Here is a 26,717-nt window from a genome sequence, read left to right as displayed (position 1 = left end):
AAAATTAACCTCCTTGGTTTGTGTCCTCACAGACCAATTCAAATAAATTAAACAGCCCACAAGATAATTCTCGCTTAGAAATTGAAAATAGAGATTTCCCTGATTCTATATCACAACAACCCCAAAACCTTAGATAAGGCGGGATTTCTATTTCCCTTTTTCCAAACTGCAAAAAGCTCTGTTTTTTGTTTGATATTTTTCAGCTCAATAAAATTCACTTTCAGATCATAGCCTTCTTTGAGCGATGTCGGAACTATCGCCACTCCCAAACCTGCCTCCACCAATTTGAAAATGGTCAAAGCATGGACAGACTTGTGCGTGATTCGAGGAGAAAAACCCTGGTCTTCACAAATAGACATAATCTTATCAAAATAGATCGATGAATAATCATGGGAAAAGAGAATGAAATCCTCTTCTTTAAGTTGCCCAACATTTTTGAATCCACCATTTGACAAAGGATGCCCCATTGGCAATACAACAGAAAAAGTATCAATATGCACCACTTGCATTTGCAATGGGTTCGGAACCCTTGCCAGACGGACAAATCCAAGGTCCAACCTATCTTTTTCCAGCATTTCCACTTGCATGGCATTGCTGAGTTCTTCCAAACTTGATTGGATACCTGGGAATTCGCGTGAAATCTTCACCAAAAAATCAGGCAATACCGTATGTGCAGCAGAACCCAGAAAGCCTATTCTCAATTCACCAACATTCCCTTTGGCAATTTCTTTCAGTTGGGTTTTGGTTAATTCCAAATGATTGAAAATATAATCCACTTCCGATCTCAAAAAATGGCCTGCTGCTGTCAATTCCACTCTTCTTTTTGTCCTTTCAAAAAGCTGCACGCCTAAGATTTCCTCCATCTGCTTGATCTGTCGACTAAGACCTGGCTGAGAGATAAATAACCGCTCCGCTGCCCTACCGAAGTTCAGTTCTTCTGCTACAGCACGGAAATATTCAAGATGTCGGAGTTCTATTGTCATTTGCCGAATAAATTCAAATTTCTCGATTTAATATAAAATTTAGTAGATACTAATTGATATTGAGATAGTTATTGATATTCTCTATCCTATTAACTAAGATTTCTTAAAACCGATTTCTTTACGTTCTGTCAAAGACGGCCTTACCAACTCTTCAATAATCTGATAAATATTTCTAATATGCTCATTATGCTCGCTTTGATTTTGACTGAGCTCATCAATTCTTTTGATCAATCCTTGATAATTTGCTGACCATTCCCGCATTTTCACAAAAACCCTCATAATAGAGATATTGACTTGAATGGCAGTTTTACTATTGAGCACAGAAGATAGCATAGCTACTCCTTACTCAGTAAATACATTCGGAAGATATTTCCTGTGCCGTCCACGATCATTCTTTAAGGTCACAATTTGTGACCTTAAAGAATGATCTTCATTTTGCTCTTCAATCCTCGCTTGCAAATCCTTCCACTCTTCATTGGAAAGCTTGAACATAAAGTCTTCCGGGAATCGGTCCAAATTTCTTTTTACAGCTTGATTAAGCGCTTTGGTTTCTACTCCATACATTTCAGCTAAATCGCTATCCATCATTACTTTTTGATTTCTAACAAAATAAATCGATCTCGTAATGCGCTCTTGAATAATTAGATCTGAGGAATTTTTCATACAATTTATGTTTAAAAAAACTAATCTTACTTAATGTGAAAACCGAATACAATTTAAACATCGTGAGTCGGATAATCAAATAGAAAGAGTTAGATAAACGTTTAAATTTAATAACTTATAGTTATTAATAGTTGATAAAAATGGTATTTATATTTATCAGAAACTCTATTTAATTTTGTTCTACATACCTTTTGCGCACTTTGTGCCTTCGCGCCTTTGTGGCAAAAATCTTAAAAAAATGAAAAACACTTTCCAATACGGCCAACAACACCTCACTGCATCCATTGCACTTAGCATTTCCAAAGGTGAAATCCTGGGAGTCCTCTCTGATGAAACCAAGGAGAAAATTAGAACTAGTGCTTCTGCGGTAGAAAAAATAGTTGCCAATGGTAAGCCGGTCTATGGAATCAATACTGGTTTCGGACCGCTTTGTACTACCATGATTTCCCCTGACCAAACCCGTAAACTGCAAGAAAATATCCTAAAAAGCCATGCCGTCGGTGTTGGTGAACCAATACCAATTGATGTATCAAAAGTGATGTTGATCCTCAAAATCCATGCATTGGCAAAAGGTTTCTCTGGAATTCAGGAAGACACATTGGACAGAATGCTGTGGCACATACAGCATGATGCCATCCCGGTAGTTCCCAAACAAGGTTCAGTTGGTGCATCGGGTGATTTGGCTCCTTTATCACATTTATTTCTGCCTTTGATTGGTTTGGGAAGAGTGCATTATAAAGGTGAAATCATTCCTACTTCAAAATTATTTAAGGAATATCAACTTGAACCTATACACTTGGGGCCAAAAGAAGGTTTGGCACTGATTAATGGAACGCAATTTATTGCAGCTTTTGGGGTAAAAGTATTGGAAAGGTTTTACAATATTCTTGCCCACGCAGATATCACAGGGGCCATGATGCTAGAAGGACTTTTGGGATCTGTCAAACCTTTTTCTGCCGAACTGCATCAACTCCGACCATACGCCGGAAACCAACATGTAGCCCAAACCATCCTCAATCTGCTTCATGAATCCGAAATTGTGCATTCGCATGCAACCTGTGCAAGGGTGCAAGACCCATATTCTCTAAGATGTATGCCGCAAGTCCATGGTGCTTCCCGAAATGCATGGCTTCACCTAAAGCAAACCTTAGAAATAGAAATCAATTCAGTCACCGACAACCCTGTCGTATTTGATGAAAACCATACTATCAGTGGTGGCAATTTCCACGGCCAACCAATAGCAATGCCCTTGGATTATGCTTGCTTGGCAGCATCAGAAATTGGTAACATTTCGGATAGAAGGATTTATCTTTCATTGGAAGGAGACACCCCGGGAGTTCCAAAACTACTACTAAAAGAAACTGGTTTAAACTCTGGATTTATGATTCCCCAATATACTACTGCAGCTTTGGCAAGTGAGAATAAGGGGCTTTGCTTTCCTTCTTCTGCTGATAGCATCCCGACTTCTTTGGGTCAGGAAGACCATGTGAGTATGGGAAGTATTGGAGCAAGAAAAGCTTTGCAAGTGATAGAAAATGTAGAAAAGATTCTCGGTGTAGAACTCTTTTGTGCAGCTCAAGCGGTTGATTTTCATTCTCCTTTGAAATCAGGAAAAATTATGACAGCTCTTTATGATCATGTGCGAACAAAAATCAAGCATGTCACAGAAGACCAGATCATGTACGAAGATATGGAGACTGCTATCTCCATCATTCAAAGTGGGGAATTGCTTACCTTAGCCAGAGAAGTCGCTGACAAAGAAGGATTACAGCTTGAGACAGGTTGGTCGAAGGAGTTTGATAGGTTTTAAAAAACCTTTATGTACGCCGCGGTGCACATGAAAGTTTAAAGCCCAGAAAGAGATTTTTGGTTAATTAATCCACATCTTAAAGGCTCTTAAAATTTAATATTATAACCAGAAAACCTTCGAGGTTTTAAAAACCTCAAAGGTTAAATCACAAAAATATGCAAACCATCAAATACACATTCATCGGACCTATCCGCCAAGCCGTCACCATGGCAAGACTTCCGCTGAAGGGAGCACTGAAAGACGAGCAGCTGCATGTAGTCCAAGAAGCAGGGATTTTGATTAAGAATGAAGAAATTTATGAAATAGGCCCATATTGGGATCTTTATCCTGAAGCACAATCTATTGGTGCAGAAATGGTCAATCTAAAAGGTGATTTTGTGGCACTTCCTGGTTTGATCGATTGTCATACACATATTTGCTTTGGAGGTAGCAGAGCCAAAGATTACGCCATGCGCAACGCTGGTATATCTTATCTTGAAATTGCAAAAGCAGGCGGTGGGATCTGGGACACAGTGACCCAAACCCGCAAAGCCAGCCTAGAAAAGCTTGCCCAACTGACGGTAAACAGGTCAAATAGACATTTAAAAGACGGAATCACCACTATTGAAGTCAAAAGTGGGTATGGTTTATCTGTTGAAGAGGAACTCAAAATGCTCAGAGCAATCAAATTGGCCAATGAAAATACTTCAGCTGATTTAATTACTAGTTGCTTGGCCGCCCATATTCCCCCAAAGGATTTTCAAGGAACACAAAAGGATTACCTAAAGAAAATTTCTGAAGAAGTTTTCCCTATCCTCCAAGAAGAAGATTTGGCCAACCGAATTGATGCATTTATTGAGGAAACAGCATTTACTTCCGAGGATATTCAGTCCTATTTTCAAAAGGCAAAGGAAATGGGTTTTGACATCACTGTTCATGCTGATCAGTTCCGCACAGGAGGCTCAAAAGTGGCTGTAGATTTTGCTGCTATATCTGCAGATCATTTGGAAGCAAGTTCGGAAAAAGAAATCCAATTATTAGCTGAATCAAATACAATTGCTGTGGCGTTACCAGGTGCCTCTATGGGTTTGGGTGTAGCATATACTCCCGCAAGGAAACTGTTGGATGCAGGAGCTTCCTTAGCTATAGCCTCCGATTGGAATCCCGGATCGGCTCCTATGGGAGATTTGTTGACTCAAGCATCTATTTTGGGAACATTCGAAAAACTCACCAATGCAGAAGTGCTTGCCGGAATTACCTTTAGAGCTGCTGCTGCACTCAATCTTGCAGATCGTGGTCAACTCAAACACGGATACATAGCAGATCTGATCTTCTTCCCTACAGATGATTATAGAGAAATTACTTATCAGCAGGGGAGATTAAAACCATCTATAATTTATAAGAATGGAATTGAAATAAAGTAGCTATATAGTTGAAATAGATTGGAAATAAAATCTTAAATTAAACTTATGAAAACAGCAAACCTACCAGAATCAGCAATTCGCAATCTTTGTGAAAAATATAATGTAGAAGAATTGTATGTTTTTGGTTCTGCCGCAGTCGGAGAAATGACAGAAAAATCTGACATTGATTTTTTAGTAAAATTCAAAAATATCGATCTCCACGACTATTTTCTGAATTACTTAGAATTCAAATTTTCTTTAGAAAAAATTACAGGAAAGGAAGTGGATCTTATCGAAAAGCAAACGCTAAAAAACCCCATCCTTATTCAATCCATAGAAAGGTCAAAAGAACTCTTATATGGATGAAAAAATAGTAAAATGGTTATTTGACATTCTCCTAGCAGGTACCGAAATTCAAGATTTTCTAGAACAATATAAAATTGAGTCTGCAATAGATTACAGCCAGAATTTAATTCTAAAAAAAGCGATAGAGAGAAATTTGGAAATAATCGGAGAAGCAGTCAATAGAATCGTTAGAAGAGACAATACATTTTTGGATACTCTGCCTGAATCGAGATCAATCATAGGGCTAAGAAACATTATAATTCATGCTTATGACGGAATTTCTGATGAGATGATTTGGTCAGTAGTTATTCAGCACCTTCCAGTTCTTATGAAACAAGTAGATCAAATCTTGGAAAATTGAAATAAATAAGTTTCAGAAGACATACAACAGTAACATCGACTTCCTAACTCAAATAAAATCTGGAGGTTATTTATAAAGACTTGTTTTTAAAACTAAAGAACCCTTACCTGATTTCAGGTTAATTTATTTTCCACAATATTTCACGAAGCAAAACTTGTCTGTCGCAACGTATTACTACCTCATTTTACTAAGTTTATTTCATTCAACAATATTTCTACTGTAATCGGCTAATCTTATTCCTATCACATTCAAGTGAAAAGTATCTAAAACTTTTAAGAATCCAATAAATTCCAAATATCAAAATTATGAATTTCCAAGACCAAATAACTCAAGGCATCCCTTCTATCCTACCTTTCAAAAAGAAACCTGATCCTAATTTTTCACACGCTCCAAAGCGCAAGGATATTTTGAGTTTGGAAGAGAAAAAGCTAGCTGTTCGAAACGCTTTACGCTATTTCCCCAAAGCTTGGCATGCAGAACTGGTGAGGGAATTTTATGAAGAACTCCAGGAATATGGAAGGATTTACATGTACAGATTTATGCCGGATAATGATATCTATGCAAGGCCAATTTCGGAATATCCTGCGCAAAGTCAGCAAGCAGCAGCTATCATGCTGATGATCCAAAACAATCTGGATCCTGCCGTTGCACAACATCCGCAAGAATTGATCACCTATGGAGGCAATGGTGCCGTGTTTCAAAACTGGGCTCAATATCTACTCACTATGCAGTACCTCTCAGAAATGTCTGATGAACAAACACTGCATATCTATTCGGGTCATCCTATGGGTCTTTTCCCTTCTTCCAAAGACGCTCCTCGCCTAGTAGTCACTAATGGAATGATGATCCCTAATTATTCTAAACCTGATGATTGGGAGAAATTCAATGCACTAGGCGTCACCCAATATGGACAGATGACTGCGGGTTCTTATATGTACATTGGCCCACAAGGTATCGTACATGGCACAACCATCACTGTGATGAATGCTTTTAGAAAAAAACTTGGGGCAAAAGTAAATCCTAAAGGCAAAGTATTTCTTACTGCTGGATTGGGCGGAATGTCAGGTGCTCAATCGAAGGCAGGGAATATTGCTGGTTGTATCACAGTATGTGCAGAAGTAAATCCCAAAGCTGCCTACAAAAGACACGAACAGGGTTGGGTGGATGAACTGATAGAAGATCTGGAAGATCTGGCAGATAGAGTGAGAAGTGCTCAAGAAAAACAAGAAGTGATTTCAATCGCCTATTTAGGCAATGTAGTGGATGTGTGGGAAAAATTTGATGAAGAAAATATCATTGTAGAACTTGGATCTGATCAAACTTCACTTCACAATCCTTGGGCTGGTGGATACTATCCTGTTGGTTTGAGTTTCGAGGAATCCAATGACATGATGGCAAATGAGCCTGAAAAATTCAAAACCAAAGTGAAGGAATCGCTCATTAGACAAGCTGCCGCTATCAATAATCATGTGGCAAAAGGGACTTACTTTTTTGACTATGGAAATGCTTTTCTTTTGGAAGCTTCACGTGCTGGTGCAGCAGTGATGGCTGAGAATGGAATTGATTTCAGATACCCTTCCTATGTTCAGGACATTTTGGGGCCAATGTGTTTCGATTATGGTTTTGGACCTTTTAGATGGGTTTGTACTTCGGGAAAACCAGAAGACTTGGAAAAAACCGACCAAATTGCGGCGCAGGTTCTCAAAGAAATCATGGCTTCCTCACCTAAAGAAATCCAACAACAGATGCTGGACAACATCAAATGGATAGAAGAGGCTGGAAAAAATAAAATGGTAGTAGGGTCTCAAGCCAGAATACTCTATGCTGATGCTGAAGGAAGGAGCAAAATCGCACTAGCCTTCAATCATTCTGTTCAATCAGGAGAACTGTCGTCTCCCGTAGTCTTGGGGAGAGATCATCATGATGTAAGCGGGACAGATTCACCCTACCGTGAGACAAGCAATATCTATGATGGGAGCAAATTCACAGCTGACATGGCGATTCATAATGTGATTGGAGATAGTTTTCGAGGCGCTACTTGGGTTTCTATTCACAATGGAGGAGGCGTAGGCTGGGGAGAGGTGATAAATGGAGGCTTTGGTATGGTACTCGATGGCACAGCAGAAGCCGAAAGAAAATTGAAATCTATGCTCTTCTACGATGTAAACAATGGTATTTCCAGAAGAGCCTGGGCAAGAAATGATGAAGCATTATTTGCTATAAAGAGAGAAATGGAAAGGACTCCTGGTCTGAAAGTGACTGTGCCGGTAATGGTAGATGATGATTTATTGCAATTTTAAGAATCTAGTTGAAAAACAAACCACATAGACACATAGAGCCACAGAGAAAAAAACTATGTGTAGCTATGTGCCTATATGGTTCAAAAGAAAATGGAATTTACTTTCTCATAGCCTTATAAGCATTGATCAAGCCGTTAGTAGATCCATCATGAGATGAAACATTTTCATCCCCATGAAGCTCTGGCAAGATAGCATTTGCCAATACTTTTCCCAATTCAACTCCCCATTGATCAAAACTCAATATATTCCAAATAACTCCCTGTACGAAAATCTTATGTTCGTACATAGCTACTAACTGACCGAGCGTATAAGGATTGAGTTCTTTTACCAAGATTGAGTTGGTAGGTCTATTACCTTCGAAAACCCTATGGAGAGCTATTTTCTCAATTTCTTCTTTTGATTTTCCTGCTTTTTGCATTTCTGCTATCACTTCTTCGTAAGACTTCCCGTTCATCAAAGCTTCTGTCTGTGCAAAGAAATTAGAAAGCAATTTGACATGATGATCACCTATAGGATTATGCGAGTTGGCTGGTGCGATGAAGTCACAAGGAATCAAATGCGTGCCCTGATGAATTAATTGATAGAATGCATGCTGACCATTCGTTCCTGGTTCACCCCAGATAATCGGTCCGGTAGGATAATCGACTTTTTCCCCTGATCTACTTACATACTTTCCATTTGATTCCATATTGCCCTGCTGGAAATATGCAGCAAAACGATGAAGATATTGATCATAAGGCAAAATCGCCTCTGAAGTTGCGCCTAAGAAGTTGGTGTTCCACAAGCCAATAAGTGCCAATATCACTGGGATATTTTCTTCAAACCTAGCACTTCTAAAATGCTTATCCATGCTATGAGCACCAGCGAGAAGTTTCTCGAAATTGTCAAAACCAATCACACACGCAATAGGTAAACCAATCGCTGACCACAAGGAATACCTTCCTCCTACCCAATCCCAAAATGCAAACATATTTTTGGTGTCTATCCCAAACTCCTCAACGGACTTGGCATTAGTCGAAAGCGCTACGAAATGTTTAGCTACAGCAGTTTCATCTTTTGCTGTTTTCAAAAACCAAGATCTAGCTGTATGCGCATTGGTCATCGTCTCTTGTGTTGTAAAAGTCTTAGAGGCAATAAAGAAAAGGGTAGTCTCAGGATCTACTTTTTTCAAGGTTTCAGCCATATGTGTACCATCTACATTGGACACAAAAAAGATCTCCAAGCTTGGATTTTGAAAAGGTTTCAGCGCTTCTGTGACCATCACAGGACCAAGATCAGAACCCCCAATACCTATATTTACAAGAGATTTTATTGGCTTACCGGTATACCCAAGCCATTTGCCTTCCTGCACTTGATCTGCAAATGATTTCATCTGCTTCAGTACCGAGTTGATATCAGGCATGACATCATTTCCTTCAAAATAAACTGGGCTATTTGACCTGTTTCTCAAAGCTGTATGCAATACAGCCCTATTTTCAGTCAAATTGATTTTTTCTCCTGTAAACATCGACTCAATGGCAGATTTCAAATTCACTTCTTCTGCCAAGTCGAATAAGGAAGCCTTTATAGAATCATCAATTCTGTTCTTTGAATAATCTAAAAGAATATCTTCCAGTTGAATAGAATATTTCTCAAATCTCTTGTTTTCAGAAAAAAGTGACTTAATGGTTAGGGCTTTCTTCTCTTTTGCTTGTTCTGAAAGTCTTGCCCATGATTTGGTTTGAGTAGGATTAATATTTTTCATTTAAGAAATTGATTTGATATATACCATAAAAGTAATATTAATATTTGGAGGTAAAAAAGGAAATGAAAAATCGTAAAACACCTTGGGCTCCTAAACAATTATTTTTGCAGATTTTTATAAAAAATACCAACTACTTGGTATAGGAAACGTAATAATTTATTGTAAAATTTGCACAATATATTAGATTTAATAGGCATTTTATCTTTTAAATCTTTGCTTTTTATAAAACTAAATTTAAATTTTATATATTAAATTTTATGACTAATATAAACGAGTTTGAATCTATACTTTTGATTGATGATGACCCTGTAATCAATATATTGAACTCTAAATTTTTACGTAGAGCGGGATATCTTCACAAAATATGGAAGTTTGAAGATGGACTGGAAGCTTTTCATTATCTTAACCAGATAGTTGAAGTCCAAAAACATATTGTCAACAAAAATCCAGTTTTAATACTATTGGATTTGAATATGCCAGTATTCAGTGGTTGGGATTTTATTGAAAAGTATAACTTATTAGATTCCCATATCAAGAGAAACTTTAGGATAGTAGTATTATCAAGTTCGACGATTAAAGAAGATATAGATAGAATTAATTCGAATTTAGATGTATATGGATATATAATTAAACCTTTTTCGATTGAGTCGATCGATGCAATCGAAAAATTCTTTAATTACTCCAAATGACTAAAAAAGCTCTAAATCCCCTAATTTATAATCCCAGTTAGCCTTCTCAAAAATGACAGATTTCATTCCTTTTAAATTTAAATCCTTGATAGTCAAAATAGGTCCAATTTGAACTTTTGAAATAGTAAAAACACCTTTCATTTTTACTTCGAACTCAGATCCAATTATTGTGGTATAGTTAACCTGATGTGTAGTTTGAATTGATTGAATCCTTTTGAAAATTTCTTTAAGATCTAATTCTACCATTTCTTTAAGGAAAAACAATTCAACAATTCTCATTTCTTTCCAAGTAGATTTCCTCTTCAATCTATAAACAAACATGAAAAATTCTCCATCAGTATAAAAACGATAATCGTGTACTGGACAATCTAGATATCTCCATTTAAGAAAATTGTGATCAATTTTTTTCCTAATCCCATTTGTAGAAAACTTGATCTTTTTTATTGTATCTATAAATAAATTTTCATCAATATCTAAAAGCTCATTTTGTTTTTTTCCTACAAAAAAACTATTAAACTGAATGGTAACTGGAATTCGTCCACTTTTTACCCAGCCCATTTTACAATATCCTACTAAACTTTTTTTGTTTGGGGTATTGAATATAAAATCATACCCATCAAGCTTGGCTTTTTCAACTAGCATTCTGGTAAGTTTTGTAAATAATCCTTTACCTTGATACAATGGGTGTACTGCTGTGTCAACTGCTCTCAAAGCCTTAAAGGTTCTACTCTGATAAATCCATTCCCATTTCATGAATGCTCTTACAGCTACTATTTCCCCTTTATCTTCCGCTACCAAAGACAATGATTCTCCAAAAGGATTTTCAATATGCTTCCACATCCAAAAAGCTTCTGATTTAGGTATCATTTGCTCTCCCAATGACAATTTCAACAAAGAAACTATTTTAGGGATATCTGCCAAAGTAGCTGTTCTTATATACATTTATTTAGACTTTAGCTCAAACACTTTTGCCTTTGATTCTCTACCAAACCTATCAATGAAGCTAACAACAATATATTGAAAATCAGACGTTTTTGAATCCAATACAAATCCATACCTATTTTTGTCACTTAGGTAAACTTGCTGTCTACTAACATATCCCTTTTTAGCAGCAATATCCTGAAGGTCATTACCAGAATATACAATAGCAAATCTATAATTTGGATCTACTGAATTTGGCATAAACAATTGCAGACCATTTACTCTTGAAATCAGTTCTATCTGTGTTGATCGGATGGGAGTTTCAATTGAAGCTTTATCAAAGCTTGGTGTCAATACCTTTGATTTATAATGTAGGTCGAGAAGCATCTGTGCGACATCAGTGTTTTTTGCATATAGCGAACGTGCAGAAAAGTATGCATTACCTTCAATACCACTTGTTGATTTTGCCAGAGAAACTTGCTTTGATAATTCATTAGGATCATTCCAAGCGAGATCTGAATTGTCTCGGATTTTATAAGGTCCATTTCCCACATATATCTTAGTATTATGGCTGTTTTTTGACCACCACATCACTAGCTCTTTATGTGATGCTAATTTATAATCCATACTCCAATAAAGCTGTGGAATCAAATAATCAACCCATTTATTTTTCATCCAAGCGATAGGGTCCGCATACAAATCATCGTAGTTTGTCACGCCTCCTTTTGTATTTGACCCATTTGGATCCTTGTCACTATTCCTCCATACTCCAAAGGGACTTATTCCAAATTGAACCCATGGCTTAGTGATTTTTATTTTTTGATGTACTTCTTTTATCAAAAGATTTACATTCTCCCTTCGCCAATCATCTAAACTCTTTCCAATTCCATATTTCCTGTAGGCACTTTCATCACTAAACACTTGATTTTCAATTTTGTAAGGATAAAAATAATCATCAAAATGAATGGCATCAATATCATAATTTTTCACTACTTCTTCGATAATATTCAAAAGATGCGATCTAACTTCAGGGATTCCTGGGTTATAATAAAATTTTGAGCCATACTGAATCATCCAATCACGATGCAAAAAAAAATCATGTTCTATGCTCAACCTTGAAACATTCAAGTCAAATGTAGCGCGATATGGATTGAGCCAAGCATGAAACTCAAAACCTCGGAGGTGAGCTTGCAATATCATCCAGGACAGCGGGTCTTCAAGTGTTTTTGGCTTTACACCTTCTTGCCCCGTCAAATATCTAGACCATGGCGCGTATCTAGATGGGTAAAACGCATCTCCAGCAGCCCTTATCTGCACAATGACAGCATTGAAGTTCAATCCTTGATAATAGTCTAATAGTGCTAAGAAATCTGCTTTTTGTTTATCCCAAGTATCTGTACCCAATTTAGGCCAATCGATGTTGGCCACAGTTGCTATCCAAACCCCTCTAAACTCACGGTTTTCTTGGTTCAAATCAATTTCTGAAACGGTATAAAAGCTTTCCTTATTTCCTTCAGGTAAAGTACCGTTTTGCTTAGGAAGCATAACAGGTAAATGCTTTTTTGGCCGAGAATCTGTGTGTTTTACAAACTTTTTTGAGGTTCCGCATGAAAATAATAGAAATACAAAAAGCAAAAACACAAGAACTTTAATAGATACATATTTAAATAATGTGGGGCATTTCATCCTTCTTAATATTTTAAAATATAAATCTGAGAATTTTTTACGATTTTTAATGCATTATCAATACGATCATGATAGAAATAAAAAAAATTGTCCCAAATCTTCTCCTTGCAGTTCTACTTTTATTTTCATGTAAAGAAACAGAAAACAATTCTAACAATGAACTGTATTTTCCTCCAATAGGTCCTGATGAATGGGAAACTATAAGCCCAGCATCGCTAAATTGGAAGACTGAAGAATTGGATGATCTGTTTGAAGTATTGGAAGAAGGTAACACGCGAGGTTTCATAATTTTGAAAGATGGTAAGATTGTCATTGAAAAATATTTTGGAAACAGGTTAATTGGAAGTCAAAGTTTTGACAAAAATTCAAGTTGGTATTGGGCTTCTGCTGGAAAGATATTGACTGCAACACTCGTCGGGATAGCACAAGAGGAAGAATTATTATCCATTCTAGATCCAAGTTCAAAATACCTGGGTGATGCTTGGACCTCTTTAAATCCTGATCAAGAAAAAAAAATTACTATTTGGCATCAATTGACTATGACTTCTGGGTTGGATGAATCAGTTAATGGAAGTGACGATTATTCCCCAGAAAAGTTACTTTTTAAAGCAGAACCTGGCACACGTTGGGCTTACCATAATGCTCCTTATACAATACTTGATCAAGTGATTGAAAAAGCAAGTGGCAAATCTTTTGATTCATATTTTGATTCCAAAATTGCTTCAAAAATTGGGATGAGAGGTTCTTGGCAAAGGATTGGGGTTAATAATGTTTATTTTAGTGATACAAGATCTGCAGCAAGGTTTGGATTATTGGTTTTAGCCGATGGCAAATGGAAAGGAGAATCAATAATAGATGATAAAGATTTTTTGAACCAAATGACAACAACTTCGCAAACGATCAATGAAAGCTATGGGTACTTATGGTGGCTTAATGGCAAAAGAAGTTACATGATCCCTTCTCTACAGATTATTTTACCTGGGCCCATACTACCCAATGCTCCAGAAGATATGATATCAGGATTGGGTAAAGATGGTCAATTCGTTTGCGTAGTACCTTCTAAAAACTTGGTTCTTATTAGGTTTGGCATGGATGCTGACAACTCGTTGGTCTCTTTCCAATTTCTTGATTTGATTTGGGAAAAAATCAACAATATCACAGGAAACTAAAAATTTTAGTTAGTTGATAATGAGATTTTAACAGAATATTTCTATAGATTTCAATTTTCTTCTAATGACTTGATTTAAATGATTCGTAACTTAGGGATATAACCAAAAATAACAATTTTTATGAGTAAGCAGAAAGACTATAGTTTATTTCAGGATGTTTGTGGTTTCGTAGATGATGCTGCAAAATATATGAATCTAAATCCTGGACTTATTGAACAGATTAAGCAATGCAATAGCATTTATAAGTTTAATTTTCCACTCAGAAATGATGATGGTACTTATGAAACGTTGACGGGCTATAGAGTGCAACACTCCCATCACAAATTGCCAGTAAAAGGTGGTATCAGATATAGTGAGCATGTCAACGAGGATGAAGTAAAAGGTCTTGCCGCTTTGATGACTTACAAGTGTGCATTGGTAAATGTTCCTTTTGGAGGTGCCAAAGGTGGTGTGAGAATCAATCCACTGGAGTACAATGTCAATCAATTGGAAAAAATAACAAGACGTTATACTTCCGAATTGATCAAGAAAAAATTTATAGGTCCCGCGATAGATGTTCCTGCACCTGATTATGGTACAAGTGCACGTGAAATGGCGTGGATTGTTGATACTTATGAAGCCTTCAATCCCGAACTGATCAATGCAAAAGGTTGCGTAACCGGAAAACCATTATCACAACATGGTATCGATGGACGAACAGAGGCTACAGGGCAAGGCGTCTTTTTTGGAATCAGAGAAGCTGTGAATGTCGAAGAAGACATGGCTGCACTTGGGCTCAAGCCAGGTATGAAAGATAAAACTGTCATTATCCAAGGTTTGGGAAATGTAGGGTATTACTCAGCCAAGTATATCCAAGAGGCTGGAGCAAAAATAGTAGCAGTTGCTGAATGGAATGGAGGTATATATGACCCATCAGGAATAGACATAGAAGCCCTCAAGTCTTATCAACTCAAAAACAAAGGATTCAAAGGTTATCCAAAGGGTGAATTCATAAAGAACAGTCTAGAATTATTGACATATGAATGCGATATTTTGGTACCGGCAGCACTTGAAAATCAAATTACCTTGGAAAATGCTGACAAAATCAAAGCAAAAATAATCGGAGAAGCTGCAAATGGCCCTGTGACCCAGGAAGCTGAGAGAATATTGCTAGAAAAAAATATCTTGGTAATACCAGATATGTACCTCAATGCAGGTGGTGTTACAGTTTCATATTTTGAGTGGCTCAAGAATCTCTCAAGAGTATCTTTCGGGAAATTGGAAAAGCGATATGACATGGAGAAATACAGAAAGCTCCTTGGAACTATAGAAAATGCTACGGGTGAAGAATTTACAGATATGGAAAAAGATGGTCTTATCAAAGGAGCATCAGAAAGAGACCTCGTACTTTCAGGACTTGAAGAAACGATGGTAGAGGCATATCACGCAATGAACTCTACTAGAAAAAGTAAAAACATACCGAGTCTTCGAACTGCAGCCTTCATACTTGCAATAGAAAGGATTGCAATCAGCTACACTGACCTAGGTATTTTCCCTTAAAAAAGTTGAATTTAATAGAATACAAAAAAAGCTCTTTCAGGTCCAAGACTTGAAAGAGCTTTTTTGTTTATAAAAAGCGAAAGGCTAAAAAAATAGCCTTTCAAAGTTATCGAGTTTGGCTAATGCCAAAGAAAAATTGTTTAATCACCCGAGACAAATGTAACTATATATTTTATTTCAAAAAATACCAACTACAGGGTATTTTACTATTTTTTTCATTGAATTATTTTAATTTATATTGTAATAAATCAAGATATTTAAATAACAAATCGCAACAATACGCAAAAACACTCAGTTTACGAGGCTAAAAAAAACCGCTACACTGTTTCCAATATAGCGGCTAATTATTTTTGAGAGACAATTCTATTCTTTGATTTCCAAAATATCGAATACAAATGCGTATTCTCGAGCCAGCTCTTTTAGGCTCTCAAATCGACCACTTGCACCTCCATGTCCTGCATCCATATTTGTGTAGAGAAACAGTTTGTTGTCATCCGTTTTTAGAGTTCTCAGTTTCGCTACCCACTTAGCAGGCTCCCAGTACTGAACTTGGGAGTCATGAAGACCTGTGGTCGCCAAGATATGCGGATAATTCTTCGCTTCCACATTGTCATATGGAGAATATGAAAGCATATACTCATACTGCTCTTGAATATTTGGATTTCCCCATTCCAACCATTCGAAAGTAGTCAACGGAATGGTTTCGTCCATCATTGTGGTTACTACATCTACAAAAGCTACCGCAGAGATAACTCCTTTATAAACTTCAGGTGCCATATTCAAGACAGCACCCATCAATAAACCCCCAGCGCTTCCTCCAGATGCAAACAATTTGTCTTTGGCAACATAATTATTCTCCTGCAACCATTTGGAACAATCTATGAAATCATAGAAGGTATTCTTTTTGTTCATCATTTTGCCATCCTCATACCAATCTCCACCCATCTCTTGGCCTCCTCTGATATGTGCTATTGCATAGACAAAGCCTCTATCCAATAAGCTCAGCCTTGTACTACTGAATGATGCATCCATCGAATAGCCATACGAACCATAAGCATATACCCAACCTGGCATACTACCGTCCTTTTTGAATTTATCTTTGCGATAGACAAGTGACATTGGTATTTTTTTACCGTCCCTTGCAGTCACCATCACTCTTTCTGTTTGGTAATTTTCTTTGTTGAAGTCACCCAATACAGGTTGTTCTTTCATCAATATTTTATCTCTATTCTGCATATTGTAATCATATACAGAATTTGGGGTAGTCATCGATGTGTATGAATATCTAACCACTTCTGTATCAAAAGCAGGATTGTATCCTAAACTAGCTGTGTAAGCAGGCTCACCAAATTCCAGTTCATGTTCTGACTTGTCTTGATATTTGATAATCCTGATTTTTGCAAGACCTTCTTTTGTCTCTTGGACAGCCATAAAACTCTTAAAGTAATCCACATTCTCCAAGAAAATATCTGAACGATTTGGGATCACATCCTTCCAATTTGATGGTGATGGATTCGATACTGGTGCCTCTACAAGTTTGTAATTTACAGCATCTTGATTGGTATATATATAAAATTTATCCCCACCAGCATGATCCACATCATATTGAACATTGTCCTTGAGTGGTGCAATAAGCTTTGGATCACCCGGTTTGTCAGCTTCCAAAAACATCGCATAAGAAGCATCTGTCCTACCTGAACCGATGATGATGTATTCCTTTGATTTTGTTTTACCAACGCCACAGCTTAGAGTCTGATCCTTTTCCTCAAAAATTATTTCATCCTTAGAAGAATCTTCTCCAAGAATGTGTCGCTTTACTTGAAAATTCCTTAAAGTAACAGGGTCAGGAATCGAATAATAGAATGATTTATTGTCATTTGCCCAAACGGCACTACTCCTGATGTTTTCAATTTTGTCTGGCAACATTTCACCTGTACGAAGGTCTTTGATTCCCACTGTATAAAAATTCCTGCCTACAGTATCCATGATGATCGCTGCAAGATTATGATCTTCACTTACTGACGTGAAGAAATTCAAGTATGACTTTCCCTTCCCAAGTTCATTACCATCCATGACAATCTCCTCTTTGGCGTCTAAAGATTCTTTTTTGCGTGCATAGATTGGGTATTCACCACCTTCAACATATCTGGAGTAGTAATAATAATCACCCAATTTATAAGGAACTGAAGAATCATCCTCTTTTATTCTGCTCCGCATTTCTTTGAAAAGATCCTCTTGAAATCCTTTTGTATGAGCCATCATTGTATCGAGATATGCATTTTCTGCATTCAAATAATCGATCACTTCTTGGTCTTCTCTTTGATTGAGCCAATAGTAATTATCCACTCTTTTGTGCCCATGTTTTGCCGTAATCTCGAAAGGTTTTACGGCAGCCACTGGAGGCTTAACATCAGGAAGCTTAAATTCCGGTTCTTGTTGAGAACATGCTATACTCATTCCTATACTTATTGTTAAAAGGTTTTGAATTAATTTATTCATGGCGTAAGGGGTTAAGATTGTAAATATAAAAAAAAGAAAAGTCAGATTTTTAATAAGATTTTGGCTCACTTGATTAATGACAATCTAAACTTAGGTGGCTACATAAATCATCGGAAAAAATTGTGCTGAAAAAATAATAGATCTTGCTGAAAATTTAATATTGTGTATATCAGCTTTCACACCAGTATCCACATTAAATTAGGTACACACTTAGAATTCATGCTGACAACTGTCGACTGTCAATAGTCGACGATTAACCGCTTGATCGAATTGCTTTATTCCCCTACTGGTGTCATTGAGGATAATCATATTTAATATTTTAAAAATTCATTTTATAATAAAAAAATAGCTGGCGCCCCAAAAACTAACATAGTTTCTGAAAACACCAGCTATATTTCCGTTACCTTTCCCAGAAAGATGGAGGCTCTACCCCTAAAGATCTCAAATAAACATATCCTTGCCCTCTGTGGTGGATTTCATTGTCAATAAAATACAAAAGTGTACAAAAGCCCTTGTCTTTATATTGCCCAAAAGCCAAAAGCTCTTCCTGAAATCTCTCTAATGGTATCTGAGACCACCAATAATTGATATCTTCAGTAGCTTGATCCCAATGGTACAAAATCTCTGCTTTACTTTTTCCCAAATCTATTTCTTCATTCAGTTTTTCCCAAACATTTGTCGCCAAGCCCTTTGCGCCTGGAACAGCAATGGCTAGTAATTCTTTAACCATCTCTGAAAATGGACGCATTCCACCAATTTGGAAGCCAAACAATTTTTCCTCTGGAAATGCCTCAATGACTCTCCTTGTCAATGCACGATGACCTTGCCAATGTGCCAATAATTGTTCACGGTCTATCACCGCTTTTGAACCTTTTGTAACTGCTTCTGAATTTTTAATTTCCATAATTTGATTAATTTTAACTGTTAGAAATTTAATGATTGATTGTTATTCTGATCTCTCAAATACCATATTCATCCAATCTCTTAATTGTATTCATGAATCTTGAAGTCTATTTGTGACGATTGGATAACACAAATAAAAGTCACCAATATGACAGCCCTATGTCAGTAGGGTTTTGAACAATTTAAATTTTATCAAATATTTACAATCAGCATACATCCTTTTCTTCTAGAATGAATATCAGCCAATGAACAGATTAAAGAGACTAACAGCTATATTGACCCAATTGCAATCAAAAAACATCATTACTGCCCAATCAATTGCTGACAGATTCGAAATCAGTCTAAGGACTGTTTACAGAGACATTAGGGCTTTGGAAGAGTCTGGAGTGCCAATTTCCTCCGAAGCAGGAATTGGCTATAAATTGGTAGAAGGCTATAGGCTGCCTCCACTGATGTTTACAAAAGAAGAAGCGCTTTCATTTTTGGTAGCTGAGAAAATCTACGAAAAAATCACAGAAAAAGGGATGAACAATGACTTCCAATCTGGAATGATCAAGATCAAAGCTGTACTTCGACATGCCGAAAAATCTACACTTGAAGAACTTTCCCATCAAATCGAGGTTATGCAAAATCTTGATTTCAACCAAATTGAAAATAAAGGCAAGGGTCTTCAAGAAATCTTGAATAGTTTAGTAAAGAAATGCGTTCTAAATATTGACTACATTTCATTTGAAAAGGAAGAGAAAAGTACACGGGAAATCGAACCTATTGGGATCTACTATGCATTTGACAAATGGTATTTGATTGCTTGGTGTAGATTAAGAAAGGCTTACAGGACATTTAGGGTTGATAGAATACAAAAAATCAGTTCCAAAGAAGAAACTTTCCCTGATCGACACCCTAGCCTGAAAGCCTATTTGGCAAAGATCCAAAAACAAGAATCTTTAATAAAGGTTGTCATACTTATCCCAAAAAATATAATTAAATATCTCCAAGGACAGAAATTTAACTATGGATTTGTCATGCAAAAAGAGATAGGGGAAAATGTAGAAATGACATTTATGACCGTAGCTCTTGAAAATATTCTTAGATGGTTGATCATATTTGCAGATCAATTCACTGTAGTAGAGCCACCTGAATTCAAAATTATGATTGGGGATTTATTGAGAGAAATGATGAAAAAACAGCTCCCAAATCATTAAATAATCGCTTTAATTGCTAATTCTCTCTAAATAAGCTTTTAATTTGCAAAGCTCAATAAGCCTGAAAAAGCAATTGGTTTACATAAATTAGTTAGAATCATCATTAATCTTGAATTGGAATCAAACCATCGTATGAATTTAGAGAGCAATAAATGATCAGTAAAGGATAATTCATGCTCCTAATATGATTTCACCCATTGGCAGATGTACCTTTAGGTGTAGTTATTATATTTCTGATAAGATTATTGATTCAAGGCTTTCTATTCAAATGACACTAATAGATGAAAAAGAAAGTTTTCTAACAAACTTATTTGATTAGATAAATCAAAAAATAAGATCAAGAAATGGGAAGCCATAATGATAAAAAATTTACTCTAAAGCATTGAATATCTAATTTCTAACTCCATAGATTTTAGATTATGATTAAGAAAAAAAAGTAAAACATGATAAACATCACACATAAATCATCAACTTTAAGAATCGCCACAGCTCAAGCAGTTGTTGAAGTAAGCCATGAGGATGTTATAAAAGCTGTAGTTGAAAAAAAAGTACCTAAAGGTGATGTTTTTGAAATGGCTAAAGTAGCAGGTCTATTTGCAGCCAAAAAGACATCAGACATGATTCCTGATTGCCATCCCCTGCCCATAGAATACACATTAATTACTTTCGAAATCATTGACTTACTGATTCACATTCGGGTAGAAATCCATACTATATACAAAACAGGTGTAGAAGTAGAGGCTATGCATGCCGCTTCAGTAGTTGCTCTCACCATATATGACATGTTAAAGCCCTTAGATAAAAACATCACAATCCAACAGATCAAGCTGATTGAAAAAAAAGGTGGGAAAAGTTCCTTTAAATTCCATAATCAATCTCTTCGCGCAGCAGTAATTGTGTGTTCTGACTCTATTTCTTCTGGAGAAAAAGAAGATAAAGCTGGCTTAGCAATATCAAAAAAACTAAATGCTTACAACATCGAAACTGTCGAATATATCATAGTTCCTGATGAAATTGATGAGATCCAAGAAAAATTAATTTCATTTTCAAGCCAACAAATCGATTTGATTATCTATACAGGTGGTACAGGCCTTTCTCCTAGAGATGTTACTCCTGAGGCCATAAAACCACTTTTGGAGAAAGAAATTTATGGAATAGAAGAAGCTATCAGAAGTTATGGACAAATGAGAACTCCATATTCAATGTTATCAAGAAGTGTTGCCGGTATAATTGGTGAAAGTGTTGTTCTTGCCTTGCCTGGGTCTACCAAAGGAGCTGAAGAATCAATGGATGCAATTTTTCCTGCCATTTTGCATACCTTCCAAGTAATCAAAGGATCAAGGCATGATTGACTAAGAGTGAAATAAATGTATAGAAAGAGGTAAAACAAAGTTTTATAAAATATGATTACCGCTTTCTTATCAAAAGCCAACCTCATTGAGGTAGTTTAAATCAATCGATTATCTAAGCACAAATAACTAATCGACTAATAATTTTATCCGCATGATTTTAAGGGAACACCCAACTATTGCTGTCATTGCAAATAATCACGTTTTGAAATTAATTATATGTACCGCGAAGAGGAAATCTAACTATCCTTCCCTTTTTAATTAAAAATCACTTAGACCGGTCTACAACTGTTGCACTTATTCTTCTCCCTAAGCCAACAGCCTTTTTAAGAAAAATATCCTGAATTTCTCCCCCATCAAAATCACCTTCCCCTGTAATCGCCGAAGCCCCAAAAGCTGATTCTACCGAATCTCCTCCTACTATGATCAAACCATGAATCATCATAGATCGAATCATGCTCATCATTACAGCTTCTTCGCCAATCGAAAAACCACCACCTGTAACGAAGACAGCTCCGATTTTATCTTTCAGTGGTCTCCCTTCGAAAGGCCAAGAATTGATGAATTCTTGAATCTCAGGAGCTACATTCCCATTGTACACAGGCGAACCCAGGATAATTGCAGATGCATTTAAAACCTCATCGATCTTGACTTCAGAGATTGGTTTTAGGATAAAATCCACTTTTTCAATTTCATCAACTCCCTTAGCGACAGCCTCAGCCATGGATTGGGTTTTACCGGATTCAGAATAGTAGGCAATAAGGATAGTAGGCGAAGATTGGCCAAAAGACAATTCTATAGAAGTCAATAGAACGATAAAAAATACAAATACTTTTAGTTTGCTATACTTCATCACTTCTCAAATTTTCCAAATCATCTAAATCCTTAAATCTTCCTGATGCTTTTTTTGTCATTATAAGATCTACAATACTTAAAAGCCTCACATCAATTCCCTGAAATTAACAACATACGGGTTTTGATTTGCATCCTTAAACTCTACTCCATGAATTGCAGTAATTATGTCAATTGCCAAAAGCAAGATAGCAATTAAAAATGTGTTAAACATACAAGTTGATACGTCAATTTGAAGTGTAAAGACTGAATGGTAAACATGCAAAAATAGGTTGTGTTAATCAATGACTTAATCAATTAACACAACCCATCCAAACAGGGATAATGGGACTTAAACTTTTTGATCTTCTAATTTTCAGAAAGCTGATTACTGTCTGGTCTTTAAAGCCTCTTTCTAAAAACAAATCACCCTAATTTTAACCATACAAACATTTCCAAAATAGTCAAGTCCACAAAAAATTGTATCAGTTAGGCATATCACACAAGTGATTTTGTATATAGATCATACATTGTACCCATTAGGCCAGGGCTTGGCAATGGCCCATTCACGAATATCACCAATTCATAATCTTCAGGTAAAAATGCAGCAACACATTGCTCTGTTCCTACACTTATATTTGTCCAGCGGCCATTTTTGGAGTACCATTTTCCAGCCATGGTTTCAACATTCCAATCAAGTCCCAATTTTTGTTCTAGCAAATAATTGGCTCTAATTTTTGATAGAATGGTACCTTTTCTTCTCAAATGATTCATAACATCCAATACCTCATTGATAGAAAGCCTCCATGATGCCCCTCCACTCATGGATTTCAAATCACCTGAATCCCAGCCCTTCTTATTGATCGGAGTCAAATTATAGGCTAAAGCACCAATAAAGGGCATAGGCACAAATCCTGCTGGCTTCACTCCTGCTGGATTGAAAACTTTTGATTGCACATATTTTTGATAAGCCGAAATCGTGACGGAATCCCAAATTGAATCTTCCATCGCTGCCCCAAAAGGCAGAAGATTGAATCGTGTGTTCTTGTTGATATCTGAATTGATAATGGGAATCAGGATCCTGCATAATCCAAAATTCATGTTTGCATATTTTCCTTTTCCCAAAGCTACAGTTCCAGTAAGTGATACACCTGCACTGACTCTGGATTTCATCGTGCTGAAATCAGATTTGGAATCTCCTGTGTCAAACCCTGAGGTATGATTCAGGAGATTTCTAAAGGTGATTTTGTCCACATTGTTCCCTTTTTTCCAATATGTAGGAAGGTAATTGATAATGGCAGCGTCAAGAGAAATTTTCTTTTCGGAAAGCAACTTATACATTGCGATACCTGTGATCATTTTACTTACACTTGCGACATGCATTCTCGTATCCAATGTCCAACCTTTCCCTCCATCTACAGGTCTCCTAGCCCAATCCCATATCAGAGTTTGATTAGGCAGCCCTCCTTTTCTCAATTGAAAAGCATATCCTGGTACTTTTCCTTTGAAATAATCATGAATGCTATTTACAAACTTATTTGAATCCAGTTTCGGCTTACTTTTTCTACGTGTAAAAGTTGCCAATCGAGGAGCTTTGACTTCTTCAAATCCTGTATCTGTCTGAATGTTTCTAATATTCTCAGGATTGATTTGGTGGTTTTTGATTTCACTATCCGAAACCTTAAGGTTCGCCATGATATCTGTTAGATTTGTTAATTTTCTTGACATTTTTTTTGTGATTAGTTTTTTTTTATTCCGATCATAAAAAGATTCGGTTTAATAACTTTACATTTCCCAACACTTAAAACCGTGTCAGCCCAGAAATTCTCTTTAGCTCAAAACTTTATAAAAACTATTTTTTTTGACCTACTCAAAGATACATCTCATTGAAATAGAGAGAAATACCATAATGATGTGATAAAAAAATAGTTTTGATATCTTGAAAAAACTGACTATGTTTAACTACTCAACTCCAGCCTTCAAAATTGAAAAAACAGGATTTACCTGAATGCAGTGCTTTTGATTCTACTTATTTTTACAGTCTTTATTTAGCTTTTTCATATCAAATAGATAGGCAATTGCGCCATTTGCAAATGCCTTGGCTGATCGAAAAAAGGTCGCAGATAAAACCTAGGACCAAAGCCTAACAACACCAATAGCAGAAGCAGGATGGTGATAATCAAGTAAAAGCGGGAGTTTAGGTATTTCATATAAACCTATTCTATTGATCATCAAAACTCTCCAAAAATGCATTTATATTCATATCCCTACCCATAAAGTTTTTGAATAACTCCCTTGGATGAACAGTACCGCCTTTCGACAATATCTCCTTTTCCAGTCTTTTGGCTATGGCTGGATCGAAAATGCCATTCTTTCTAAACTCATTGAAAATATCCCAAGACATCATGTCTGACCAAGTATAGGTGTAATAACCGGAAGCATACCCATTGGAAAATATGTGACGAAATGATGGGATATAGCATGCGTCTTCTACCGAAGGAAACAAGGAATAGTTTTGGGTAAAGTCCCTTTCCCAACCGCAAAGATCACCTTCAAAAGGCATATTCATATCGTGAAGGGCAATATCGAGGGCAGCATCAGCAATAGTTAACCGCATTTCTGAAAGTGCCCTGCCTTCCTTTTCATTGCGTATGATTTTATCAATCATTTCTTGTGGGAGCGCTTCACCTGTTTGGTAATGCCTGCCCACCCTTGCCAGAAAATCCGGTTCATAAGCCCACTTTTCCAGCAACATGGAAGGAACCTCTACAAAATCACTGTACTTTAAGTTTGTACCAGATAGGTTTCTATAGGTTACATCTGACAATATATAATGCAAGGCATGTCCCAATTCATGCAGAAAAGTACTGAGTTCACCTAAGCTCAAAAATGCCTCATTATCTATGGAAGGATTTCTAAAGTTACACACAAGGCCTATCAAAGGAATTTCATTTTGCCCGCTTTCTTTATTTTGTGCACGGATTGCCCCGGCAAATGCTCCACCTACTTTTCCTGCTCTCTCATAAAGGTCAAGATATAATACCGCTTTTACGTCACCGTTTGCGTCAAACACCTCGTATGGAAGCATTTGGGGATGCATTTTTGGCAAGCTTTGGTTTTCCCTGAACTCCAGCCCCCACATTTCAGATACCATAGAAAAAGTTTCCTCGATGGCATGTCCCACAGGCAACCAAGGCTTAACCTCGTCGGTGTTAAATTCAAAAATCCCCTCCCTGTATTTCCTGTTGAAATAAGCAAAATCCCAATGTCGGATCACATCATCAAAGCCTTGAGAAATGGCAAATGCATGCAGATTTTCTATTTCCTTTTCTGCTATGGGTTTTACCTTGTCCTTGAATGTGTCAAGAAAAGTCATTACTTGCTCTGGCGTTTCTGCCATTCTTTCTTCAAGCTCATATTCGGCAAAAGAGTTGTAACCTAGCAGTTGGGCCATTTCAAGACGAAGGTTCAATAGCTCTTTGGCAATTTCAAGATTATTGAATTCATTGGGGTTGTTTCCGATTTGCCACGATAACTTCAAAAGCTTTTCTCTTGATGTTCTGTTATCTGCGTACCTCATGAAGTCTCCTGTTGAAGGGCCTGAAATTGGGAAAGCCCATCCATCAGTATTTTTACTCTTCGCATATTCTGCAGCTGAAGCAATTATCCTTTCGGGCAATCCGGCCAGGTCTTCTTCCTGTGTAAGGTGGAAAAATGTGCGGTCCCTGTCCTGTATAGCATTCTGACCAAAGATAGTGCTCAATTCACTCAGGCGGCCCCTGACCTCTTTCAGACGCTCTTTATCCTTACCTGAAAGATCATTGCCATTACGGGCAAACCAGAGGTAATAGTTCTCCAACAGGGTCAATTCCTCCGAAGTCAATGACAAGCTTTCCTTTTGTAGATAAACCTCCTTTACCCTCTCGAAAAGTTTTTCATTGAAAAGCAATTCATTAGAAAAGGCGCTGCTTAGGTGGCTGACCATGCCTACCGTCTGATATATCTCGGGATTGCCATTGACAGCAGCCATTGCATTTGCATAGCCTGATATCATGCCTGTATTTCTCCCAATCTTCGCATATGCGGCGATGGTATTGTTGAATGTTGCGGTCTCTGAGTTATCAATAATGGCCTGTACCTGCTTCCTGTCTTCTTCCAAGGCAACATTAAAGGCAGGTAAAATATGCTCCGCCTCAACCTTTTCCAAAGGAATGATCCCGTGAGGGGTGTTGAAGGTTTCAAGTAAGGGGTTTTGAGCGAGTGAAGGTTTTATGATTAGCAATAGCCCAAAAATAAGAAATGTAAATTTTGTGTTCATTTTATTAATATTTTATGGTTTTT

Annotated in this window: 22 protein-coding genes; 10 read left to right on the top strand and 12 right to left on the bottom strand. The window is 36.8% G+C overall.

What is annotated here, in order from left to right; genetic code table 11:
* Positions 1 to 110: 110 nt before the first annotated feature.
* From MM213_RS15970 to MM213_RS15960, 3 genes are all read right to left on the bottom strand, one after another.
* On the bottom strand, positions 111 to 983 hold the full coding sequence (locus MM213_RS15970) for a LysR family transcriptional regulator (RefSeq protein ID WP_241413855.1): 873 nt from the start codon (positions 981 to 983) through the stop codon (positions 111 to 113).
* Positions 984 to 1,076: 93 nt separating this feature from the next.
* The gene (locus tag MM213_RS15965) at positions 1,077 to 1,262 is read right to left on the bottom strand and encodes a hypothetical protein (protein ID WP_241413854.1); all 186 of its coding nucleotides are present in this window, start codon (positions 1,260 to 1,262) and stop codon (positions 1,077 to 1,079) included.
* Positions 1,263 to 1,325: 63 nt separating this feature from the next.
* Positions 1,326 to 1,646 carry an ORF6N domain-containing protein gene (locus tag MM213_RS15960; protein ID WP_241413852.1) on the bottom strand — a complete coding sequence of 107 codons (321 nt, stop codon included), beginning with the start codon at positions 1,644 to 1,646 and terminating at the stop codon, positions 1,326 to 1,328.
* Positions 1,647 to 1,884: 238 nt separating this feature from the next.
* On the opposite strand from MM213_RS15960, the gene hutH reads away from it, so the two are divergent.
* From hutH to hutU, 5 genes are all read left to right on the top strand, one after another.
* Positions 1,885 to 3,456: a histidine ammonia-lyase gene (gene hutH / locus MM213_RS15955; protein ID WP_241413851.1), complete on the top strand. Its 1,572-nt coding sequence runs from the start codon at positions 1,885 to 1,887 to the stop codon at positions 3,454 to 3,456.
* A gap of 155 nt (positions 3,457 to 3,611) precedes the next feature.
* Positions 3,612 to 4,859 (top strand): imidazolonepropionase, encoded by a 1,248-nt coding sequence (hutI, locus tag MM213_RS15950; RefSeq protein WP_241413849.1) that lies wholly within the window; start codon positions 3,612 to 3,614, stop codon positions 4,857 to 4,859.
* 45 nt (positions 4,860 to 4,904) lie between these two features.
* A complete protein-coding gene (locus MM213_RS15945) occupies positions 4,905 to 5,204 on the top strand; it encodes a nucleotidyltransferase family protein (RefSeq protein ID WP_241413847.1) in 300 nt (99 codons plus the stop codon).
* The gene (locus tag MM213_RS15940) at positions 5,197 to 5,544 is read left to right on the top strand and encodes a HepT-like ribonuclease domain-containing protein (protein WP_241413845.1); all 348 of its coding nucleotides are present in this window, start codon (positions 5,197 to 5,199) and stop codon (positions 5,542 to 5,544) included. The genes MM213_RS15945 and MM213_RS15940 overlap by 8 nt, the downstream gene beginning before the upstream one ends.
* A 305-nt stretch (positions 5,545 to 5,849) precedes the next feature.
* Complete coding sequence (gene hutU, locus MM213_RS15935; protein WP_241413838.1) at positions 5,850 to 7,844, top strand: urocanate hydratase; 1,995 nt, start codon at positions 5,850 to 5,852, stop codon at positions 7,842 to 7,844.
* Positions 7,845 to 7,941: 97 nt separating this feature from the next.
* Here the strand turns inward: hutU and pgi are convergent, their stop codons facing one another.
* Positions 7,942 to 9,588 (bottom strand): glucose-6-phosphate isomerase, encoded by a 1,647-nt coding sequence (gene pgi / locus MM213_RS15930; RefSeq protein ID WP_241413836.1) that lies wholly within the window; start codon positions 9,586 to 9,588, stop codon positions 7,942 to 7,944.
* 257 nt (positions 9,589 to 9,845) lie between these two features.
* On the opposite strand from pgi, the gene MM213_RS15925 reads away from it, so the two are divergent.
* A complete protein-coding gene (locus MM213_RS15925; protein WP_241413834.1) occupies positions 9,846 to 10,277 on the top strand; it encodes a response regulator in 432 nt (143 codons plus the stop codon).
* Here the strand turns inward: MM213_RS15925 and MM213_RS15920 are convergent, their stop codons facing one another.
* Together MM213_RS15920 and MM213_RS15915 are read right to left on the bottom strand one after the other, a co-directional pair.
* Positions 10,278 to 11,219 (bottom strand): GNAT family N-acetyltransferase, encoded by a 942-nt coding sequence (locus MM213_RS15920; RefSeq protein WP_241413832.1) that lies wholly within the window; start codon positions 11,217 to 11,219, stop codon positions 10,278 to 10,280.
* Entirely contained in the window at positions 11,220 to 12,743 is a 1,524-nt protein-coding gene (locus MM213_RS15915) for a glycoside hydrolase family 10-like protein (protein ID WP_241413830.1), read from the bottom strand.
* Positions 12,744 to 12,952: 209 nt separating this feature from the next.
* Here MM213_RS15915 and MM213_RS15910 point away from each other — a divergent pair, with 209 nt between their 5' ends.
* Both MM213_RS15910 and MM213_RS15905 read left to right on the top strand, forming a co-directional pair.
* Positions 12,953 to 14,053, top strand: a complete 1,101-nt coding sequence (locus MM213_RS15910) for a serine hydrolase domain-containing protein (protein ID WP_241413829.1) — start codon at positions 12,953 to 12,955, stop codon at positions 14,051 to 14,053.
* A 120-nt stretch (positions 14,054 to 14,173) separates the two neighbouring features.
* Positions 14,174 to 15,592 carry a Glu/Leu/Phe/Val family dehydrogenase gene (locus tag MM213_RS15905; protein ID WP_241413828.1) on the top strand — a complete coding sequence of 473 codons (1,419 nt, stop codon included), beginning with the start codon at positions 14,174 to 14,176 and terminating at the stop codon, positions 15,590 to 15,592.
* A gap of 363 nt (positions 15,593 to 15,955) precedes the next feature.
* Here MM213_RS15905 and MM213_RS15900 read toward each other — a convergent pair whose 3' ends face one another.
* On the bottom strand, positions 15,956 to 18,091 hold the full coding sequence (locus MM213_RS15900; protein WP_241413827.1) for a S9 family peptidase: 2,136 nt from the start codon (positions 18,089 to 18,091) through the stop codon (positions 15,956 to 15,958).
* Positions 18,092 to 18,491: 400 nt separating this feature from the next.
* A complete protein-coding gene (locus MM213_RS15895; protein WP_241413826.1) occupies positions 18,492 to 18,995 on the bottom strand; it encodes a DinB family protein in 504 nt (167 codons plus the stop codon).
* 244 nt (positions 18,996 to 19,239) lie between these two features.
* Here MM213_RS15895 and MM213_RS15890 point away from each other — a divergent pair, with 244 nt between their 5' ends.
* Both MM213_RS15890 and moaCB read left to right on the top strand, forming a co-directional pair.
* A complete protein-coding gene (locus MM213_RS15890) occupies positions 19,240 to 20,196 on the top strand; it encodes a helix-turn-helix transcriptional regulator (protein WP_241413825.1) in 957 nt (318 codons plus the stop codon).
* Positions 20,197 to 20,639: 443 nt separating this feature from the next.
* Positions 20,640 to 21,548 carry a bifunctional molybdenum cofactor biosynthesis protein MoaC/MoaB gene (moaCB, locus tag MM213_RS15885; protein WP_241413823.1) on the top strand — a complete coding sequence of 303 codons (909 nt, stop codon included), beginning with the start codon at positions 20,640 to 20,642 and terminating at the stop codon, positions 21,546 to 21,548.
* A 265-nt stretch (positions 21,549 to 21,813) separates the two neighbouring features.
* Here moaCB and MM213_RS15880 read toward each other — a convergent pair whose 3' ends face one another.
* The 4 genes from MM213_RS15880 to MM213_RS15870 form a co-directional block, all read right to left on the bottom strand.
* Positions 21,814 to 22,398: a flavodoxin family protein gene (locus MM213_RS15880; RefSeq protein ID WP_241413821.1), complete on the bottom strand. Its 585-nt coding sequence runs from the start codon at positions 22,396 to 22,398 to the stop codon at positions 21,814 to 21,816.
* An 87-nt stretch (positions 22,399 to 22,485) separates the two neighbouring features.
* Positions 22,486 to 22,611 carry a hypothetical protein gene (locus MM213_RS20895; protein ID WP_255806987.1) on the bottom strand — a complete coding sequence of 42 codons (126 nt, stop codon included), beginning with the start codon at positions 22,609 to 22,611 and terminating at the stop codon, positions 22,486 to 22,488.
* Positions 22,612 to 22,874: 263 nt separating this feature from the next.
* Complete coding sequence (locus MM213_RS15875; RefSeq protein ID WP_241413819.1) at positions 22,875 to 24,104, bottom strand: serine hydrolase domain-containing protein; 1,230 nt, start codon at positions 24,102 to 24,104, stop codon at positions 22,875 to 22,877.
* A gap of 493 nt (positions 24,105 to 24,597) precedes the next feature.
* The gene (locus MM213_RS15870; RefSeq protein WP_241413817.1) at positions 24,598 to 26,694 is read right to left on the bottom strand and encodes a M3 family metallopeptidase; all 2,097 of its coding nucleotides are present in this window, start codon (positions 26,692 to 26,694) and stop codon (positions 24,598 to 24,600) included.
* Between the last annotated feature and the right edge of the window lie 23 nt (positions 26,695 to 26,717).

It is taken from the genome of Belliella alkalica, from assembly GCF_022549785.1.
Classification (GTDB): Bacteria; Bacteroidota; Bacteroidia; order Cytophagales; family Cyclobacteriaceae; genus Belliella; species Belliella alkalica.
This window is presented reverse-complemented; position numbering and strand designations above follow the sequence as displayed.

Coding starts and splice junctions, on each gene's coding strand:
- hutU (WP_241413838.1), top strand. CDS start 5,850: ATGAATTTCCAAGACCAAATAACTCAAGGCATCCCTTCTATCCTACCT.
- MM213_RS15910 (WP_241413829.1), top strand. CDS start 12,953: ATGATAGAAATAAAAAAAATTGTCCCAAATCTTCTCCTTGCAGTTCTA.
- moaCB (WP_241413823.1), top strand. CDS start 20,640: ATGATAAACATCACACATAAATCATCAACTTTAAGAATCGCCACAGCT.
- MM213_RS15875 (WP_241413819.1), bottom strand. CDS start 24,104: ATGTCAAGAAAATTAACAAATCTAACAGATATCATGGCGAACCTTAAG.
- MM213_RS15900 (WP_241413827.1), bottom strand. CDS start 18,091: ATGAATAAATTAATTCAAAACCTTTTAACAATAAGTATAGGAATGAGT.
- MM213_RS15940 (WP_241413845.1), top strand. CDS start 5,197: ATGGATGAAAAAATAGTAAAATGGTTATTTGACATTCTCCTAGCAGGT.
- MM213_RS15960 (WP_241413852.1), bottom strand. CDS start 1,646: ATGAAAAATTCCTCAGATCTAATTATTCAAGAGCGCATTACGAGATCG.
- MM213_RS15915 (WP_241413830.1), bottom strand. CDS start 12,743: ATGCTTCCTAAGCAAAACGGTACTTTACCTGAAGGAAATAAGGAAAGC.
- hutH (WP_241413851.1), top strand. CDS start 1,885: ATGAAAAACACTTTCCAATACGGCCAACAACACCTCACTGCATCCATT.
- hutI (WP_241413849.1), top strand. CDS start 3,612: ATGCAAACCATCAAATACACATTCATCGGACCTATCCGCCAAGCCGTC.
- MM213_RS15970 (WP_241413855.1), bottom strand. CDS start 983: ATGACAATAGAACTCCGACATCTTGAATATTTCCGTGCTGTAGCAGAA.
- MM213_RS15965 (WP_241413854.1), bottom strand. CDS start 1,262: ATGAGGGTTTTTGTGAAAATGCGGGAATGGTCAGCAAATTATCAAGGA.
- MM213_RS15890 (WP_241413825.1), top strand. CDS start 19,240: ATGAACAGATTAAAGAGACTAACAGCTATATTGACCCAATTGCAATCA.
- MM213_RS15905 (WP_241413828.1), top strand. CDS start 14,174: ATGAGTAAGCAGAAAGACTATAGTTTATTTCAGGATGTTTGTGGTTTC.
- MM213_RS15925 (WP_241413834.1), top strand. CDS start 9,846: ATGACTAATATAAACGAGTTTGAATCTATACTTTTGATTGATGATGAC.
- MM213_RS20895 (WP_255806987.1), bottom strand. CDS start 22,611: ATGTTTAACACATTTTTAATTGCTATCTTGCTTTTGGCAATTGACATA.
- MM213_RS15895 (WP_241413826.1), bottom strand. CDS start 18,995: ATGGAAATTAAAAATTCAGAAGCAGTTACAAAAGGTTCAAAAGCGGTG.
- MM213_RS15870 (WP_241413817.1), bottom strand. CDS start 26,694: ATGAACACAAAATTTACATTTCTTATTTTTGGGCTATTGCTAATCATA.
- pgi (WP_241413836.1), bottom strand. CDS start 9,588: ATGAAAAATATTAATCCTACTCAAACCAAATCATGGGCAAGACTTTCA.
- MM213_RS15945 (WP_241413847.1), top strand. CDS start 4,905: ATGAAAACAGCAAACCTACCAGAATCAGCAATTCGCAATCTTTGTGAA.
- MM213_RS15920 (WP_241413832.1), bottom strand. CDS start 11,219: ATGTATATAAGAACAGCTACTTTGGCAGATATCCCTAAAATAGTTTCT.
- MM213_RS15880 (WP_241413821.1), bottom strand. CDS start 22,398: ATGAAGTATAGCAAACTAAAAGTATTTGTATTTTTTATCGTTCTATTG.